Source organism: Hymenobacter segetis, from assembly GCF_038448715.1.
GTDB lineage: Bacteria > Bacteroidota > Bacteroidia > Cytophagales > Hymenobacteraceae > Hymenobacter > Hymenobacter segetis.
This window is the reverse complement of sequence record NZ_JBCEVZ010000008.1, coordinates 49,260-65,428: the sequence shown is the minus strand read 5'-3', so window position 1 is coordinate 65,428 and position 16,169 is coordinate 49,260. Positions and strand designations below refer to the sequence as shown.

Genomic DNA, 16,169 nt, shown 5'->3' with positions numbered 1-16,169 from the left:
CAAGCAGTAGGTTTGTTATCCAATAATTTCTCGTTTGTAAATGACTAATTTTTCCTGGCTGCATTTCATATTCCTTCGCATCTGGCGACAGGTTTTCGGAGCAATGGCCACCGGGCTGGCGGTGTTGCTGAGTTTTGGCAGCGCCGCCCAGAACCTGAATGCCCCTGACGCCGGACCGCTGCTCACGCCCGAGCAATTCCTGGGCTATAAGCTGGGTGCGCAGTTCACGCCCCACGCCGAGCTGCTACGCTACGTGGCCCACATCACCGCCCACACGCCCGGCCGCATGAAGCTGGTGCGCTACGGCAGCACCTACGAGAAGCGCCCGCTGGAAGTGGTGCAGATTGCCAGCGCGGAAACCTTTGGCCGGCTCGAAGACGTGCGCCATAACAACCTGCGCCTCGCCGGCCTCGAAAGCGGCAGCGCCCAGCGCCAACTGCCCGGCGTGTGCTGGCTAAGCTACAACGTACACGGCAACGAAGCGGTGAGCTCCGAAGCCGTGATGCAGGTGCTCTACGACCTGGCTAACCCGCAGGACCAGCAGATGCAGGACTGGCTAAAAAACACCGTCGTTGTAGTCGACCCCTGCATCAACCCCGACGGCCACGACCGGTACGTGAACTGGTACAACCGCGTGCGCAACCAGTCCATCAACGCTGCCCCCGATTCCTGGGAGCACCATGAGCCCTGGCCCGGTGGCCGCTACAATCACTACTACTTCGACCTGAACCGCGACTGGGCCTGGCAAACCCAGCAGGAAACCCGCCAGCGCATTGCCCTCTACAACCAGTGGCTGCCCGAGGTCCACGCCGATTTCCACGAAATGGGCCCGAACAACACCTACTACTTCTCCCCCGCCGCCAAGCCCTACCACGCCGACCTCACGGCCTGGCAGCGCAAGTTCCAGGGCGTGCTGGGCGACTACAACAAGGTAGCCTTCGACAAGAATAACTGGCTGTACTTCACCCGCGAAGTCTATGACCTCTACGCGCCCACCTACGGCGACACTTGGCCTAGCTTCAACGGTGCCATCGGCATGACCTATGAGCAGGGCGGCGGCGGCCCTGCCGGCGTTGCCTACGCCCGCCTCGACGGCGACACCCTGACGCTGGCCCAGCGCATTGCGCACCACCACGCCGCCAGCCGCGCCACCATCCAGGCCACCGCCGAGCGGCACGATGACCTGGTGCGTGAGTTCCAGAGCTACTTCGCCAACGCCGCCAGCAAGCCCCAGGGCGAGTTCAAAAGCTACGTGATGGCGGCCGGCAACGACCCCGGCCAGCTCCGCGCCTTCACCCAGTACCTCGACCGCAATCAGATTCGCTACGGCTACGCCCCGAAGCGCACCAAAACTCGCGGCTTCAACTACACCACTGGCAAAACCGGCGACGTCACCATTGAGCCCCGTGACGTGGTTATCAGCATGTACCAGCCCAAATCGACGCTGGTGAAGGTGCTGTTTGAGCCAAAATCACAGCTTGAAGATTCTCTTACCTACGACATCACGTCCTGGGCCCTGCCTTACGCCTTCGGTCTGAAATCTTACGCCGTAGCCGGCCGCCTCGACGCCTCAGCCAGCGTGCCCGCCACGGCCAGCGTGAAGGGCAGCGCCGCCACCGCCGACCGTCCCTACGCCTACCTCGCCCGCTGGAATAGCCTGCAGGACGTGCGCTTCCTCAGCCGCCTGCTGCAACAGAAGGTGAAGGTGCGCTACGCCGAAAAAGCCTTCGAGTCAGAAGGCCAGCAGTACGCCCCCGGTACTCTCATCATCACCCGCACCGGCAACGAGGGCCTCGGGGCGCGGTTCGACCAGTTGGTGCGCGCCCAGGCCGACTCGGCCGGCACCACCGTCATGGCCGTGAAATCGGGCTTTTCAACCTCGGGGCGTGATTTGGGCTCCAGTTCGGTACACTTCGTGAAGCAGCCGAACGTGGCCGTAGTGGCCGGCCCCGGCGTGGATGCCACCGCCTTTGGTGAGGTCTGGCACTTCTTCGAGCAGCAGCTTGGCTACCCGCTCACGGTGCTCGGCACCGACTACCTCAGCCGCGTGTCGCTGAATAAGTACGACGTCCTCATCCTGCCCAATGGCGGCTACGCCGACGTGTACAACGACCGCAACCTCGAAAGCCTGAAAGCCTGGGTGCGCGACGGCGGCCGCCTCATCGCCCTCGAAGGTGCGGCCAAATTCCTATCCAGCAAAAAGGACTTCCTGCTAAAACCCAAAACCACCGATTCCACCGCCATTAAAAAAGACCTGAAGGCCAACCCCTACCGCCTGCTACGCCGCTACGGCGACGCCGAGCGCGAGGAAGCCGAAGACGCCGTGCAGGGCAGCATCTACCGCGTGCAACTCGACAATACTCACCCGCTGGCCTTCGGCTACGGCGACACCTACTTCGCCCTGGTGCGCAACCCGCTCAACTACAACTTCCTGGGCAAAGGCGGCTGGAACGTAGGCGTCATCAAAAAGGACAGTTATTCAGCCGGTTTCACCGGCACCAAGGCCCGCAAGGAGCTTGCTGATACGTTTGTAGTCGGCACCCAGGATTTGGGCCGCGGCTCGGTAGTGTATCTGGGTGACAACCCGTTGTTCCGCGCCTTCTGGCAGAGCGGGAAACTGATGTTTGGCAACGCCGTTTTCTTGGTCGGGCAGTAACACACGTAGCTTGGACTCTGCGAGTCCGAGCCGCGAGCAGAGCGAGCATCTCGCGTCTGAATTTATTCGGTTCCAGATGCTCGCTACGCTTGCGGCTCGGACTCGCAGAGTCCAAGCTACATTTCCAGCGTCGCCTTTACGGCCTTCGGCAACGAGGCCCGCACCAGGTCATATGAGTGGTCAATCAACTCGCGCAGTTGACTTTCTGGGGCTCCCGTGCCGATGAGCACCGTGTTCCAATGCTTCTTGTTCATGTGGTAGCCGGGCCGCACGTAGTCGTGCGCTTCGCGTAGCTCCTCGGCGCGCTCGGGGTCGCATTTCAGGTTGATGCTGCCGAATGTGTCGATATCAGTCAGGGCAAACACTTTGCCGCCGACTTTAAACACCAGCGTTTCGGGGCCGAAGGGCGTTTCTTCGGTCACGCCGGCTTTCAGCAGGCAGTAGTCGCGGAAATCCTCAATATTCATCCTACCCTGGACTACAGCACGTAACGGAACAGCATCACCACCAGGCACACCAGAAACATAGCCAAGCTGAGCTTATTGATGAAGTGCATGGTCTTCAGGTTGAAGTTGTTCTTGCGGTTGGGGTCGTTTTTCCGGAAATAGTAGCCGAGGACCGGGCCGAAATTGAAGAGGTTTTTGCCGTTCATATCAAAGCAAGTTTGGGAGTAGCTAAGGTAACACCCGCCGCGCCAGAAAGATTTGCAATGCGGCCGGCTTTCCCTCGTCGTTGAGCATCCTTAAACCTCGAAACGCATGAAGTTTTTTCCGCTCCTGTTGCTGCTGGTGGCCGCTGCGCCCGCCGCCCACGCCCAAAAAGCCCTCTCCGAAACCGAGGCCGTGAAGCAAATCGTCACTGCCTTTTTCGACGGTATGCGGCGCGGCGACAGCACCGCCGTGCGCCGCACGCTGGCCCCGGCGGCGGTATTCCACGGTTTTAGCGGCAAGCCGGGCCAGCCGCCCACGCTGGAAATCGAAGCCATCAACGGCTTCCTGAAAGCCGTGGGCACGCCCCACCCCGAAATATGGGACGAGCGGGTGCAATTCGAGCGGGTGCTAATTGATGCCAATCTGGCCAGCGTGTGGGCTCCCTACGAGTTCTACCTAGGCAGCAAATTCAGCCACTGCGGCTACGACTCGTTCCAGTTGGTGAAGCTAGCCGACGGCTGGAAAATCGCGCATATTATCGATACGCGGCGCAAGGAGAAGTGTAAGTAGCTTATTGATTCAACTATCCGCAGCATGTTAATTATCATCGAATTATGCTCATAATGCGCTGATTGAGGCCACAGAATTCTACGCTAATTTCACTATACTCTTCAACATCGGTAAGACAAATACCTCCGTCGCATTCAAGAATTTCACCAAGTGAAAAAAGCCCTGTTAATTCTAAATCTGCTAATGCCTGCCAATCGGGCGCTTGCGTATTTGCGCGGAAAAAGGACTGGAAATCCGAGAAATAAGCCGGCGAAGGCTGAAGTATTCCCCCGACTATACCCATTGAGTCATCAATAATTTTTGAATCAACTATTCCCAGCTTGATTGAGCCTGCAAAAAGCTGGATTTCCATGCTGAGGAAAATAATTACGCCCCCACCGGCTCGCCCAACACCTCCTTCTCAATCCAGCGCCCGTCCTCGCGCATGAGCTCAATCAGGTCGTCCACGGCTCGTTCCTCGGGCACCGATTTCTTGATGACTTCCTGGCCACGGTAGAGGGAAATTTTGCCCTTGCCCACGCCCACGTAGCCGTAGTCGGCATCGGCCATTTCGCCAGGGCCGTTCACGATGCAGCCCATGATGCCGATTTTGATGCCCTTGAGGTGGTCGGTGCGCTTGCGAATCATGGCCGTGGTTTCCTGCAAATCGAACAGGGTGCGGCCGCAGCTGGGGCAACTGATGTATTCGGTTTTGCTCATGCGGGTGCGGGCCGCCTGCAGGATGCCGAACGAGAGCTGGTTGAGGCCGCTCACCGTATCGAGCCATTCCTCCTGCGAGCGGTTGCTCAGCAGCTCCACGCCCAGCACCACGCCATCGCCCAGGCCATCGATGAGCAGGCCGCCCACGTCGGTGGCCGCGTCGAGCTGGGTTTGCTCCACAGGTTGGTCAGGAAACGAGCGGGCGATGACCACCGGGCAGGTTACTTCGTGCTTCATCAGCTCGAAGAAGGCCCGGCGCAGTTCCGGCATGGCGTGGGCGTTGGTGGTGTGCAGCACCAGCACCACGGTCGTATCCTGCCGCAGCTGTTGTAGCATGGCCGCATCAAGCGCATCGAGGCTGATGAGCAGGAAATTGAGCTGCGGATGCCGCGGCCCATCCTCCACGTAGCGGTCGGCGGTGAGCACCGGGAAGTGGTGCGGGCGGCTGCCCGCATCGCGCCAGGCCGAGTACGTCACGATTTCCTTGAGACCGTTGGGGAGCATAAACGGCACCGGACGTTCGCCGCTGAACACGTAGTCGGCCCCGTGGTCGGCCATCTGAAACTTGTCCAGAAACGGCGAATACAAATGGCCCACGGCGCTCAGGTCGGCATACTCCACGCGGGGCAGGCGGGCAATGCTCACGATGACGCGCGGCACATTCTGCCCTCCAAAATTGGCCACCTCGTGCGTGTGGCGGCGGAAATACTGGAACGGATTTATCGGCACCTCCCCTTCCAGCGGCTTAATGGGCTGGGCCTGCGCGGCGCGGCCGATGTAGCGGTCAATCAGCATGCGGGCCACCGGGGCTTCGGCCTCGGGCGCTTCGGTGAGCGACACGCGGACGGTATCGCCGAGGCCATCTTCCAGAAGGGTGCCGATGCCCACGGCACTCTTGATGCGGCCGTCTTCGGCCTCGCCGGCTTCGGTCACGCCCAGGTGCAGCGGGTAGGGTTGCAGGCCTTCCTCATCGAGCTTCTGCACCAGCAGGCGGTAGGCCTGCACCATCACCTGGGTGTTGCTGGCTTTCATGCTTAGCACCACGTCGTAGTAGTTTTCTTCCTCGCAGAGGCGCAGGAATTCCAGCGCCGACTCCACCATGCCGAGCGGGGTGTCGCCGTAGCGGCTCAGAATGCGGTCACTCAGCGAGCCGTGGTTGGTGCCGATGCGCATGGCCGTGCCGTGCTGCTTGCAAATCTGGACCAGCGGCCGGAACCGCTCGCGGATGCGTTCAACCTCGGCCGCGTAGGTGGCATCGGTGTATTCAATCTCCTCAAATTTCTTTTTATCGGCATAGTTACCGGGATTCACGCGCACTTTCTCCACGATGCGGGCGGCCAGCTCGGCGGCATTGGGCGTGAAGTGGATGTCGGCGATGAGGGGCACGTTGCAGCCGCGCTTGCGCAGCTCTTTCTTGATTTCCAGCAGGTTCTGGGCCTCCTTCATGCTGGGCGCGGTAATGCGCACGTATTCGCAGCCGGCTTCCACCATGCGCAGCGTCTGCTCCACCGAGCCCATGGTGTCCATCGTATCCACGGTGGTCATGCTCTGCACGCGAATGGGGTAGTCGCCGCCCATCGGCACGCCGCCAATGTTGACCACGCGCGATACGCGGCGCTTGTATTCGGTGAGGCTGGGGCAATACGTCTTATTCATGAGGCAAAAACTAGGGTCGGCAGGCGAAAGTTGCGCGGTAGCGCAAAGGTAAAGCGGTAACGGGCGGCCGCGTGGCGCACATGCGCAATGTCGGGGAGCGGAAGAAGCTTGCGAGCCGGCCTGATTTCCGTTTGAAGCGTTGGCCGCCATCGCCCCAGACGGCCGCCGGGCCTGCCTCAACGGTAAGCAGATTTAGCTCCTAACGTTTTTCATATTAGGTATTTGCAGATAATCCACCCCCAACCGCAGCGCAAAAAACGGGTATATAGTAAAATGCAGCGAGCTGCCTGCTGAGCTGTTCCCGTTCCATTGGTGCGCATCAACATGGAAACCGAGGCTTCCACTACGCCGCCCGCGCCGACCTACTGGCTCACGCGCTTCGTCATTTTGCGCCTATTGGGCTCATTGTATGCGGTGGCATTTCTGGTGGCCATCAATCAGATTGTGCCGCTAATTGGGGAACATGGGCTGCTGCCGGTGGGGCTTTTTCTGAAGCGAGCAAGCGTAGTGCTGGGGTCGGCGGGTGCGGGCTTTGTGCGGCTGCCGTCCATTTTCTGGCTCGGCCATTCCGATGCGGCTTTGCTGACGGCGGCTTGGCTGGGATTCGGGCTTTCCTGCATTGTCGCGGCCGGCTATGCCAACGCGCTGCTACTGGCGGTGCTGTGGGGGCTGTACATGTCCTTCGTGCACGTGGGGCAGGAATGGTATAGCTACGGCTGGGAAATTCAGCTGACCGAAACCGGGTTTCTGGCCATTTTTCTGTGCCCTTTGCTCGATGGGCGGCCTTTTCCGAAGTATGCTCCACCCATGCCCATCATCGTGCTGTTTCGCTGGGTGGTGGTGCGCGTCATGCTCGGGGCCGGGCTCATCAAGGTGCGCGGCGATGACGTCTGGCGCAACAGCACCGCGCTTTACTACCACTTCGAAACCCAGCCCATACCCGGCCCGCTGAGCCGGTGGTTCCACTTTTTGCCACGCGCGGCCCTGCGACTGGGCGTGTGGTTCAACTGGCTGGCCGAGTTGCTGGCACCCTGTTTTGCTTTCGGACCGCGCGTGGCCCGGCATGCGGCTGGCGTAGTCATGATACTGTTTCAGACAACCCTAATTCTGAGCGGCAACCTGTCATTTTTGAACTGGCTGACCATCGTGCCGGCCCTCGCTTGTTTCGACGACGGCTTCTGGGCCAAGTTGCTGCCCCAGCCGCTGGTACGCCGGGCTGCGGCTGCGGCGGCGCAGGCCGAGGAATCGCGCCCCATGCGCACCACGGCCTGGGTGGTCACGGCGATTGTCACCCTGCTCAGCATCCGGCCGGCGCTGAACATGGTTTCGCCGGGCCAAATCATGAACACCTCTTTCGACCCGCTGGATTTGGTGAACACCTACGGAGCCTTCGGCACAGTGGGCCGGGAGCGGCTGAACGTGGTATTTGAAGGCACCCGCGACACCATTCCCAACGACAGCGCCACCTGGCAGCCCTACCCCTACAAAGGCCTCCCTGTGGCCCTTGACCAACGCCCGCCCCAAATCGCGCCCTACCAACTGCGGCTCGACTGGCAGATGTGGTTTGCCGCTATGGCCTCGCCTGCCGATTATCCTTGGACGGTAAATCTGGTGTCGAAACTCCTGCACAACGACCCCAACGCGGTCAGTTTATTTGCCCGCAACCCGTTTCCCGGCCAGCCGCCGCGCTATATTCGGGCCGTGCGGTACCGCTACAAGTTTGCCCGGCCCGATAACCCGCAGGGCCAGTGGTGGCAGCGGGAACGGGTTGATATGTGGCTGGTGCCGCTGTCGGCCGATGACCCGCGTTTGGTTGAGTTCCTGCGACGGTCGGGCTGGGGACCTTAAGCCGGGAAACCTCTCGCTCCTTTGCCTCAAACCCAATCCCGTACTGCATGAGCACGCCCACCTATGATGCCGTCGTCGTCGGTTCCGGCCCCAACGGGCTGGCGGCGGCCATCGTGCTACAGCAAGCGGGGTTGTCGGTATTGCTGCTCGAAGGCAAAAAGAAAATCGGCGGCGGCCTGCGCACGGCCGAACTGACGCTGCCCGGTTTTCACCACGATATCTGCTCGGCCATTCACCCGCTGGCGGCGGCTTCGCCCTTTTTTCAGACGCTGCCGCTGGCGCGCTACGGGCTCAAGTACATTACGCCGCCCGTGGCCGCCGCGCACCCGTTCGACGACGGCACTGCTGCCATTGCGGCTTCTCTGACCGATACCGCCCGTAGCCTCGGCTCTGATGCCGCTGCTTATGAGCGCCTGCTCGGCCCGTTTGTAGCCCAGTGGCCCAACATTGCCAACGACGTGCTGGCCCCGCTGCATTTCCCCCGGCACCCGCTCGATATGGCTCGTTTTGGCCTCTCGGCGCTGCTACCGGCCACGATGCTGGCGCGACGCTTCACGGGTGAAAAAGCCAAAGGCTTGCTGGCCGGCATGGCCGCCCACGCCATCCAGCCATTGAGCAACCTGACCACTTCCGCCATTGCGTTGGTGCTGCTGATTGCGGCCCACCGCGGCGGCTGGCCAATGCCCAAAGGCGGCTCCCAAGCAATTGCCGATGCGCTGGTGGCGCATTTCGTGGCCCTGGGCGGACGGGTTGAAACCGGCACGTCTGTGCGTTCACTGGCGCAGCTGCCGTCGGCGCGGGCCGTGCTTTTTGATGTGACCCCAGCGCAGCTGCTTCAGATTGCCGGGCATAGCCTGTCGAGTATTTACCAGTGGCAGTTGCGGCGCTACCGCTACGGCATGGGGGTCTTCAAAATCGACTGGGCACTGGCCGAACCAATTCCCTTCACCGCGCCTGAATGTGCCCGGGCCGGCACTATCCATTTGGGCAATACGCTGGCCGAAATCGCCGCCAGCGAACAAGCCACCTCACGCGGCCAGCACTCAGAAAAGCCCTTTGTGCTGCTGGCCCAGCAAAGCCTCTTCGACGCCACTCGCGCTCCGGCCGGGCGGCACACCGCCTGGGCCTACTGCCACGTCCCCAACGGCTCGCGCCAGAACATGACCGCCGCCATCGAGCGCCAAGTCGAACGCTTTGCACCCGGCTTTCGGGAGCGCATTCTGGCCCGCCACACTTTCGACACCGCCCAGATGGAGGAATACAACCCCAACTATGTGGGCGGCGACATCAACGGCGGACGATTGGACATCAGCCAGTTATTCACGCGCCCGGCGCTACGGGCATCGCCCTACCGCACCTCGCAACGCGGGCTATATTTGTGTTCCTCGGCCACACCACCCGGCGGGGGCGTGCACGGCATGTGCGGCTATTACGCCGCCCGCCGCGCCCTGCGCGATGTATTTCGGCTGCCCGCGCCGCCGCTGTATGGGGCGTAAATCAGGGCCGGGCGCAACTTCCGGCCGCACTTGCCTGTCTGTGGAGGAACGCCCCCGCTGCTCATATTTAATGCGTCTGATAAAAATCCTTGTTCTGGGCGGCAGCTTGCTCTGCTCCGCCTCTGCATTTGCCCAGCAGATAACTGTCATCCGATTTCCGGAGCTGCAAAAGCGCCTGGCACGGCCTACGGACACGACCTACGTGGTGAATTTCTGGGCTACCTGGTGCGCGCCCTGTGTGAAAGAATTGCCCAATTTCGAGCAGCTGCGCGTGGCTAATGCTACCAAAAAAGTAAAAATCCTGCTCGTAAGCTTGGACTACGCTTCGCAACTCGACAAGAAGGTGAAACCCTTCGTGAAGCAGCGCGGCCTGAAATCGGAGGTGCTGCTACTGAACGAGCCCGACCCCAACGAATGGATTTCCAAAGTGGACGTCAAATGGTCAGGTGCGCTACCCTTTACCCTGATTTTCAACAACAAGACCAAACGCCGCGCCACCTTCGAGCGCGAGCTGTCAGCCGCCGAGCTCCAGGCAGCCCTGAAAAACATTCAGCAATAACTATCTTTAAAGAACACCCCGCAATCTCTTTGAGCCATGAAAAAAGCCCTGACATTCCTCGCCCTCTGCTTCATATTACTGAGCAGCTTCGTGTTGCGCCCACTGGCCGACGGATACAAAGTCGGAGATAAAGCCGCCGATTTCAAGCTAAAAAACATCGACGGCAAAATGGTGTCGCTGGCTGATAACAAAGCTGCCAAAGGCTACATTGTGGTATTCACCTGCAACACCTGCCCTTTCGCCAAAGCCTACGAAAGCCGCATCATCGACTTGAACACCAAATATGCGCCGCTGGGCTACCCCGTGGTAGCCATCAACCCCAACGACCCGGCCGTGGCCCCCAGCGACTCCTACGCTGCCATGCAAAGCAAGAAATACGCCTTCCCCTACCTGCAGGACGAGTCGCAGCAAGTGGCCAAAACCTACGGTGCCACGCGCACGCCGCACCTCTTCGTGCTCACCCGTAAGGGGACGGATTTTGTGGTGTCCTACATCGGGGCCATCGACGATAATTCGGAAGACGCTAAACTGGCGAAAACCAAGTACGTGGAAAATGCCATGACGGAAATTCTGGCCGTCAAGCCCGCCACTACCAGCGAAACCAAGGCCATCGGCTGCGGCATTAAATGGAAGCGGGCGTAAGCGTTTAGCTTTTCATTAAAGCAAAAAGGCCCGTTCCAAACGATATGGAACGGGCCTTTTTGCTTGAACTACACACCTACTTCCAGCACAATTTTGCCGATATGGGCACTGCTTTCCATTAATTCATGCGCAGCAGCAGCCTCCGCAAGCGGAAAAGTTTTGTAGATAACCGGCCGGAACTTGCCGGCCGCAATCAGCGGCCACACGTGCTGCTCGACGGCTGCTGCCAGCGCGGCTTTAAATTCGGCTGAGCGGGGCCGCAGCGTGCTGCCCGTGATGCTCAGCCGCCGCCGCATCACCTCCAGCGCGTTGAATTCGCCCTTGCCGCCTTGCATGGCATTCACGAACACCAAGCGGCCGTCGTCCTTCAGCAGGCGCAGGTTTTTGGCGATGTAGTCGCCGCCAATCATGTCGAGAATCACATCGACGCCGGCCTCGTTCAGTACCGCCTCAAAATCCTGGGTTTTGTAGTTGATGGCCCAGTCGGCCCCCAGCTCCAGACAAGCCGAGCATTTGGCATCATCGCCGGCCGTGATGGCCACGTGGCTGCCCAACGCCCGCGCCAGCTGAATGGCCGTGGTGCCAATGCCGCTGCTGCCGCCGTGCACCAGCAGCGTTTCGCCGGGCTGCAGGCCGCCGCGCTGAAACACGTTGTGCCACACTGTAAACACGGTTTCGGGCAGCGCAGCGGCCTCTACCATGCTCAGGCCGGCGGGCACGGGCAGGCAGTGGCGAGCATCCACCACGGCGTATTCGGCATAGCCACCAGCGGGCAGCAGGGCGCACACGGCATCGCCGGGCTGCCAGCGGGTCACATCGGCCCCACTGGATTCTATGGTGCCGGCTATTTCCAGGCCGGGCACCAAGCCGGTTACGTCGCCGCTACCGGCATACTTGCCCTGGCGCATCAGTACATCCGGCCGGTTTACACCGGCGGCGTGCACGCGGATGAGCACTTCGTGCGCCGCTGGCTGCGGCTTGGACTGCTGTTGCAAGTGGAGAACTTCCGGCCCGCCGGGCTGCTGGATAACGATGGCATTCATAGGAAACAGGAAAATGGGCGACCCAAGCGGGTCAACGGATAAGCAGATGATACCGCTACTAACGCAAAACGGCTCCGAAGAGCCGTTTTGAACAATGCTTATTCGCTAAAGCCTATTTGCCCGCCGCTTCGCGCAGTTGTTTTACTTCCCGCTCCAAATCCAGCGTGCGGAACATTACCTTGGCTTCGAGGTCCGAGTACGCGGCTTCGAGCTGGTCACGCATCTGGCGCTGCTCCTGGATGTCGGTGCAGGTGCCAAACCAGGCGATAATCTCGCCATTCTCGCCCCGGCGCGGCAGGGCTTGGCCCAGAAACCAGCGGTACGAGCCATCCTTGGCTTTGAAGCGGTATTCGATATTGTAGTTATCGCCGGTGGCCAGCGAGTGGCCCCATACGTCACGGGCGCGGGCACGGTCGTCGGGGTGCAGCAGGTTGTTCCACATATCCGGCCCCACGCTGTCGGCCAGCACATAGCCCGTGAAATTGGTCCAGCGCTGGTTGAAATAGGTGTGAAACCCATTCTGGTCAGTAATCCAGACCAATTGCGGAATCATATCGGCCAGGAAAGTGAACTGCTCAGGCCCTACGAGCCCATTCTGGGCGATGGCGGGCAACGGGGTAACTTCTTGCGGTGTGCTCACGAATCAGAAAAGCTTAAAAACCGAAATAAAAGTACGCTTAGGCGCGGTCGAGCTGCATTTCCATGCCCGACGCGAAATACAGATTCAATTGACTGCGCAAGCCATCGGCCGAGCGGCGCATGCGTGTGACCAAGGCGCGGGTAGCCTCGTTGGGCAGCTCGAAGTTGAGGTAGGGCCGGTTCATGAGCTCGTCGCGCATCACAGCCCAGTTGCCGGTTTGGCTGGGGCCGGGCGGCGTGGGCTTGGCCTCTACCTTACCCGGCCGGAGCACCAGCCGGTCGGCCAGTGCCAGTGGACTAGCGGGGTCATTGTGGTTCAGCACCCGGCTGGCCACCTGCCATTCCCCGCCGAAATAGTCATCGGGCAGATGTTGTAAATTTATATCCAGCAGCAAATCAGACATACAGAAGAAAAAGCGCCACCCTTAGGTGGAAAATTAACAAGCAAATGGCAGATGGGTTACCACATTTTTGGGCCAATCCCCAATTTTCAGTAGTTCCCGCAAACCATTGCTTACCGCAGCGCCTAACCCCTTTGGGCGTTGCTGCGTTCCTTACGCAGCCCATTAGGGCCGATATTCGTTGCAATCCATGAAAAAACCACGCTTCCTGCCCACCCTTCTCGGTGCCGCCCGCTTCACCGGCCTCGCGGCCTGGCAAACAGGCCGCCTGTTTCGCCAGCTGGCCGGCCGTGCCCTCGACAGCGTGCAGGACGTGCTCCGGGCCGAAGTAGAGAAAGGCAACCTCAAGCTGGTCGCCGATTTCCTGGCCGATAAAGCGCTGCCCGCCGCACGCGTCCTGCTCATCGAGCAAATGACCGTGCGTCTGCTGCTCCGCCTGGGCTTGCGCGGTGCGCTGGCCTCCAACGTGGTGGGCTGGGTGCTGCCCTTCGTGATTGAAAAGCTGATTGTCGTGGGCAACAAAAGCGGCTTGTTTGATAAGCTAAAGGCCAATCCCACAGTCAGCGACGCCTTGGAAAAGCTAGACGAGCTGCGCAGTGCTACCTGGAAAATGCTGGTACCCGACCCTGGCAGCAGCGCCGAAGTAGTGGTTGATGAAGCCGAAGATGCCCTAACGCCCCGCCTGCCCTTGCTACTAGCCGCACCCGCGCCTAAAGCCAGAAAAACCGCCAAGCCTCGTCAGGCAGACACAATTCCAGAATAAGTCAAAAGCAAACCCCACTGCAAACGATTGCGGCCGCTTACCAAAAAAAGCCATCTCACCCGAGATGGCTCTTTCAAAACCGGGGCGCGGCGAGAATTCCCACCCAACACCGGACCCGATTCCGTCCGCTGACGAATTACCGGCTGAACAATAGTTCGCGGTACTTCACCAGAGGCCAGTCCTCGTCGGCCACCATCTGCTCCAGTTTATCAACGGCGCGGCGGATGGGGTCGAATTTTGGTTTTACTTCTTCGCAGTACGCTACGGCCAGGGCGCGGGCGTCTCCGATTTTGTTAGCTTTTTTACGCGCCTCCGTCATGGCGTCGGCGTTGGTTTTGATGGTCGAAACGTAGCGGGAAATGGCTTTAATCATTTCCAGCGTTACCTGGCTGTGCTCGTCGTCGAGGCCGAGCTCGCGCAGGCCGCGCACGTTGTTCACCAGCTTGGTCTGATACGAAAGCGCGGTCGGGATGATGTGGTTGATGGCCAAATCGCCCATTACGCGGCTTTCAATCTGGATTTTCTTCATGTACTCCTCCAGCAAAATCTCGTGGCGGGCGTGCAGCTCAATTTCCGAGAAGATGCCGTGACGGGCAAACAGGTCAGCCGCATCATCGCGAACAAGAGCATCCAAGGCCTGGGGCGTGGTGGCAATGTTGCTGAGGCCACGCTTTTCGGCTTCTTCTTTCCATTCGTCGGAGTAGCCGTTGCCCTCGAAACGAATATTCTTCGAAGATATTACATACTCGCGGAGAATTTCCACGATGGCCACTTCTTTTTTCTTGCCCTGCTCGATGAGGCTGTCAACCGACTCCTTGAAGTCGATGAGCTGGTCGGCAACGATGGTGTTGAGTACCGTCATGGCCGAGGAGCAGTTGGCCGACGAACCCACGGCACGCAGCTCGAACTTGTTGCCGGTGAAGGCGAAGGGCGAGGTACGGTTGCGGTCGGTGTTGTCGAGCAGGATGGCTGGAATCTTGTCGATGCCCAGCTTCAGGTAAATGTTGTCGCCTTTGTCAAGCGGCAGCTTGGCGGTGCGCTCCAACTCGTCGAGCACGCCGTCCAGCATCGAACCCAGGAACACCGACATGATGGCCGGCGGGGCCTCGTTGGCACCCAGACGGTGGTCGTTGCTGGCCGAGGCGATGCTCGAACGCAGCAAATCAGCGTAGCGGTGCACCGCTTTGATGGTGGTGATGAGGAAGGCCAAGAATTGCAGGTTCTCCTTGGGACGACGGCCGGGGGCGAGCAGGTTTACACCGGTGTCGGTGCTCATTGCCCAGTTGTTGTGCTTGCCGCTACCGTTCACGCCGGCGAAGGGCTTCTCGTGCAGCAGCACTTTGAAGTTGTGACGCTCGCCTACGCGGGCCATCACGTCCATCAGCAACTGGTTGTGGTCAACGGCCAAGTTAGCGTCCTCAAACGTGGGGGCACACTCAAACTGGTTGGGAGCCACCTCGTTGTGACGGGTGCGCAACGGAATACCGAGCAGGTTAGCTTCTTCCTCAAACTCCAGCATGAAGCCGTGCACACGGGCCGGAATCGAGCCGAAATAATGGTCATCGAGCTGCTGGCCTTTGGCCGGCGTGTGCCCAAACAGGGTACGGCCGGTCATCACCAGGTCGGGGCGGGCGTCGTACAGCGCCTTGTCAACCAGGAAATACTCCTGCTCGATGCCGAGCGTGGTGTTCACGCGGCTCACGTCTTTGTCGAAGTAGTGGCAAACGTCGAGGGCCGACTTTTCCAGCAGGGCCAGCGACTTCAGCAGCGGGGCTTTGTAGTCGAGGGCTTCGCCGGTGTAAGCCACGAAAATCGTGGGGATGCACAGCGTTTTGGCACCTACGGTTTCGATGATGAAGGCGGGCGAAGTGGGGTCCCAGGCGGTGTAGCCACGGGCCTCGAAGGTGTTACGGATGCCGCCGTTGGGGAACGACGAGGCATCGGGCTCCTGCTGCACGAGGGCCGAACCTTTGAAGTTTTCAATTGGCCGACCGTCGGAGTTCAGGTCGAAGAACGAGTCGTGCTTTTCAGCGGTGGCGCCGGTCAGGGGCTGGAACCAGTGGGTGTAGTGGGTAGCACCCTTGGCCATGGCCCAGGTTTTCATGGCCGAGGCCACGGCGTCGGCCACGTTGCGCTCCACGGTAGCGCCCTGCTTGATGGCGGCCTGGAGCTTTTTGAAATAATCGCCGGGCATGGTGGCCCGCATGGCTTCCAGATTGAACACGCTTTGCCCAAAGCTGTCGGAGCGACGGGCGGCGGCGGGCTCCACGGTAATGGGGCGGCGCAGATTAACGAGTTCTAAAGCTTTAAAGCGGAGGATGGCCATAAGAATTGACTACCAAACGGGGAAAGAGTGAAGCGGATGAGTTCGTATTCTGAGGGCAAAGATAAAACATGAATCACAAATCATAGCGAGTCGCCCTGAATTCTTAAGTCTTTTTCTCGTTTTGCGCCTCTTTTTACTGTTACACCCTTTCATTTTTGCCCTCTTTTCGAAAATTAAGCCGGCTTCCTAGTTGAGCTTGTTAGGAGACTAATGTTTTTGGG

15 protein-coding genes are annotated in these 16,169 nt (G+C 59.9%); 7 read left to right on the top strand and 8 right to left on the bottom strand.

Features of this window, described 5'->3' with window-relative positions:
* The first annotated feature begins 40 nt into the window (after positions 1 to 40).
* Positions 41 to 2,656: a M14 family metallopeptidase gene (locus tag AAFH49_RS05400; RefSeq protein ID WP_342296481.1), complete on the top strand. Its 2,616-nt coding sequence runs from the start codon at positions 41 to 43 to the stop codon at positions 2,654 to 2,656.
* Positions 2,657 to 2,772: 116 nt separating this feature from the next.
* On the opposite strand, the gene AAFH49_RS05395 is transcribed toward AAFH49_RS05400, so the two are convergent.
* Together AAFH49_RS05395 and AAFH49_RS05390 are read right to left on the bottom strand one after the other, a co-directional pair.
* Positions 2,773 to 3,123, bottom strand: coding sequence for an MmcQ/YjbR family DNA-binding protein (locus AAFH49_RS05395; RefSeq protein ID WP_342296480.1), 351 nt, complete (start codon positions 3,121 to 3,123; stop codon positions 2,773 to 2,775).
* Between the two features lie 11 nt (positions 3,124 to 3,134).
* Entirely contained in the window at positions 3,135 to 3,308 is a 174-nt protein-coding gene (locus AAFH49_RS05390) for a DUF6728 family protein (protein WP_198068543.1), read from the bottom strand.
* A 106-nt stretch (positions 3,309 to 3,414) separates the two neighbouring features.
* On the opposite strand from AAFH49_RS05390, the gene AAFH49_RS05385 reads away from it, so the two are divergent.
* On the top strand, positions 3,415 to 3,876 hold the full coding sequence (locus AAFH49_RS05385) for a YybH family protein (protein ID WP_342296479.1): 462 nt from the start codon (positions 3,415 to 3,417) through the stop codon (positions 3,874 to 3,876).
* A gap of 34 nt (positions 3,877 to 3,910) precedes the next feature.
* On the opposite strand, the gene AAFH49_RS05380 is transcribed toward AAFH49_RS05385, so the two are convergent.
* Together AAFH49_RS05380 and ispG are read right to left on the bottom strand one after the other, a co-directional pair.
* Complete coding sequence (locus AAFH49_RS05380) at positions 3,911 to 4,228, bottom strand: hypothetical protein (RefSeq protein WP_342296478.1); 318 nt, start codon at positions 4,226 to 4,228, stop codon at positions 3,911 to 3,913.
* A 14-nt stretch (positions 4,229 to 4,242) separates the two neighbouring features.
* A complete protein-coding gene (ispG, locus tag AAFH49_RS05375; RefSeq protein ID WP_342296477.1) occupies positions 4,243 to 6,231 on the bottom strand; it encodes a (E)-4-hydroxy-3-methylbut-2-enyl-diphosphate synthase in 1,989 nt (662 codons plus the stop codon).
* Between the two features lie 324 nt (positions 6,232 to 6,555).
* Here ispG and AAFH49_RS05370 point away from each other — a divergent pair, with 324 nt between their 5' ends.
* The 4 genes from AAFH49_RS05370 to AAFH49_RS05355 all read left to right on the top strand — a co-directional run bounded on the left by AAFH49_RS05370 (position 6,556) and on the right by AAFH49_RS05355 (position 10,776).
* Positions 6,556 to 8,079 (top strand): lipase maturation factor family protein, encoded by a 1,524-nt coding sequence (locus AAFH49_RS05370; protein ID WP_342296476.1) that lies wholly within the window; start codon positions 6,556 to 6,558, stop codon positions 8,077 to 8,079.
* A gap of 47 nt (positions 8,080 to 8,126) precedes the next feature.
* Positions 8,127 to 9,575, top strand: coding sequence for a phytoene desaturase family protein (locus tag AAFH49_RS05365; RefSeq protein ID WP_342296475.1), 1,449 nt, complete (start codon positions 8,127 to 8,129; stop codon positions 9,573 to 9,575).
* A gap of 70 nt (positions 9,576 to 9,645) precedes the next feature.
* Positions 9,646 to 10,134: a TlpA family protein disulfide reductase gene (locus AAFH49_RS05360; RefSeq protein ID WP_342296474.1), complete on the top strand. Its 489-nt coding sequence runs from the start codon at positions 9,646 to 9,648 to the stop codon at positions 10,132 to 10,134.
* A 36-nt stretch (positions 10,135 to 10,170) separates the two neighbouring features.
* Positions 10,171 to 10,776, top strand: a complete 606-nt coding sequence (locus tag AAFH49_RS05355) for a thioredoxin family protein (RefSeq protein ID WP_342296473.1) — start codon at positions 10,171 to 10,173, stop codon at positions 10,774 to 10,776.
* A gap of 68 nt (positions 10,777 to 10,844) precedes the next feature.
* Here AAFH49_RS05355 and AAFH49_RS05350 read toward each other — a convergent pair whose 3' ends face one another.
* The 3 genes from AAFH49_RS05350 to AAFH49_RS05340 all read right to left on the bottom strand — a co-directional run bounded on the left by AAFH49_RS05350 (position 10,845) and on the right by AAFH49_RS05340 (position 12,862).
* Complete coding sequence (locus AAFH49_RS05350; protein WP_342296472.1) at positions 10,845 to 11,819, bottom strand: NAD(P)H-quinone oxidoreductase; 975 nt, start codon at positions 11,817 to 11,819, stop codon at positions 10,845 to 10,847.
* Between the two features lie 112 nt (positions 11,820 to 11,931).
* Positions 11,932 to 12,459, bottom strand: a complete 528-nt coding sequence (locus AAFH49_RS05345; RefSeq protein WP_342296471.1) for a PAS domain-containing protein — start codon at positions 12,457 to 12,459, stop codon at positions 11,932 to 11,934.
* A gap of 37 nt (positions 12,460 to 12,496) precedes the next feature.
* On the bottom strand, positions 12,497 to 12,862 hold the full coding sequence (locus AAFH49_RS05340; RefSeq protein ID WP_342296470.1) for a hypothetical protein: 366 nt from the start codon (positions 12,860 to 12,862) through the stop codon (positions 12,497 to 12,499).
* A 187-nt stretch (positions 12,863 to 13,049) separates the two neighbouring features.
* Between AAFH49_RS05340 and AAFH49_RS05335 the strand changes: the two genes are divergently transcribed.
* Positions 13,050 to 13,622, top strand: coding sequence for a hypothetical protein (locus AAFH49_RS05335; RefSeq protein ID WP_342296469.1), 573 nt, complete (start codon positions 13,050 to 13,052; stop codon positions 13,620 to 13,622).
* Between the two features lie 136 nt (positions 13,623 to 13,758).
* On the opposite strand, the gene AAFH49_RS05330 is transcribed toward AAFH49_RS05335, so the two are convergent.
* On the bottom strand, positions 13,759 to 15,948 hold the full coding sequence (locus tag AAFH49_RS05330; RefSeq protein WP_342296468.1) for a glutamine synthetase III family protein: 2,190 nt from the start codon (positions 15,946 to 15,948) through the stop codon (positions 13,759 to 13,761).
* Positions 15,949 to 16,169: the final 221 nt, after the last annotated feature.

Coding starts and splice junctions, on each gene's coding strand:
- AAFH49_RS05400 (WP_342296481.1), top strand. CDS start 41: ATGACTAATTTTTCCTGGCTGCATTTCATATTCCTTCGCATCTGGCGA.
- AAFH49_RS05395 (WP_342296480.1), bottom strand. CDS start 3,123: ATGAATATTGAGGATTTCCGCGACTACTGCCTGCTGAAAGCCGGCGTG.
- AAFH49_RS05390 (WP_198068543.1), bottom strand. CDS start 3,308: ATGAACGGCAAAAACCTCTTCAATTTCGGCCCGGTCCTCGGCTACTAT.
- AAFH49_RS05385 (WP_342296479.1), top strand. CDS start 3,415: ATGAAGTTTTTTCCGCTCCTGTTGCTGCTGGTGGCCGCTGCGCCCGCC.
- AAFH49_RS05380 (WP_342296478.1), bottom strand. CDS start 4,228: ATGGAAATCCAGCTTTTTGCAGGCTCAATCAAGCTGGGAATAGTTGAT.
- ispG (WP_342296477.1), bottom strand. CDS start 6,231: ATGAATAAGACGTATTGCCCCAGCCTCACCGAATACAAGCGCCGCGTA.
- AAFH49_RS05370 (WP_342296476.1), top strand. CDS start 6,556: ATGGAAACCGAGGCTTCCACTACGCCGCCCGCGCCGACCTACTGGCTC.
- AAFH49_RS05365 (WP_342296475.1), top strand. CDS start 8,127: ATGAGCACGCCCACCTATGATGCCGTCGTCGTCGGTTCCGGCCCCAAC.
- AAFH49_RS05360 (WP_342296474.1), top strand. CDS start 9,646: ATGCGTCTGATAAAAATCCTTGTTCTGGGCGGCAGCTTGCTCTGCTCC.
- AAFH49_RS05355 (WP_342296473.1), top strand. CDS start 10,171: ATGAAAAAAGCCCTGACATTCCTCGCCCTCTGCTTCATATTACTGAGC.
- AAFH49_RS05350 (WP_342296472.1), bottom strand. CDS start 11,819: ATGAATGCCATCGTTATCCAGCAGCCCGGCGGGCCGGAAGTTCTCCAC.
- AAFH49_RS05340 (WP_342296470.1), bottom strand. CDS start 12,862: ATGTCTGATTTGCTGCTGGATATAAATTTACAACATCTGCCCGATGAC.
- AAFH49_RS05335 (WP_342296469.1), top strand. CDS start 13,050: ATGAAAAAACCACGCTTCCTGCCCACCCTTCTCGGTGCCGCCCGCTTC.
- AAFH49_RS05330 (WP_342296468.1), bottom strand. CDS start 15,948: ATGGCCATCCTCCGCTTTAAAGCTTTAGAACTCGTTAATCTGCGCCGC.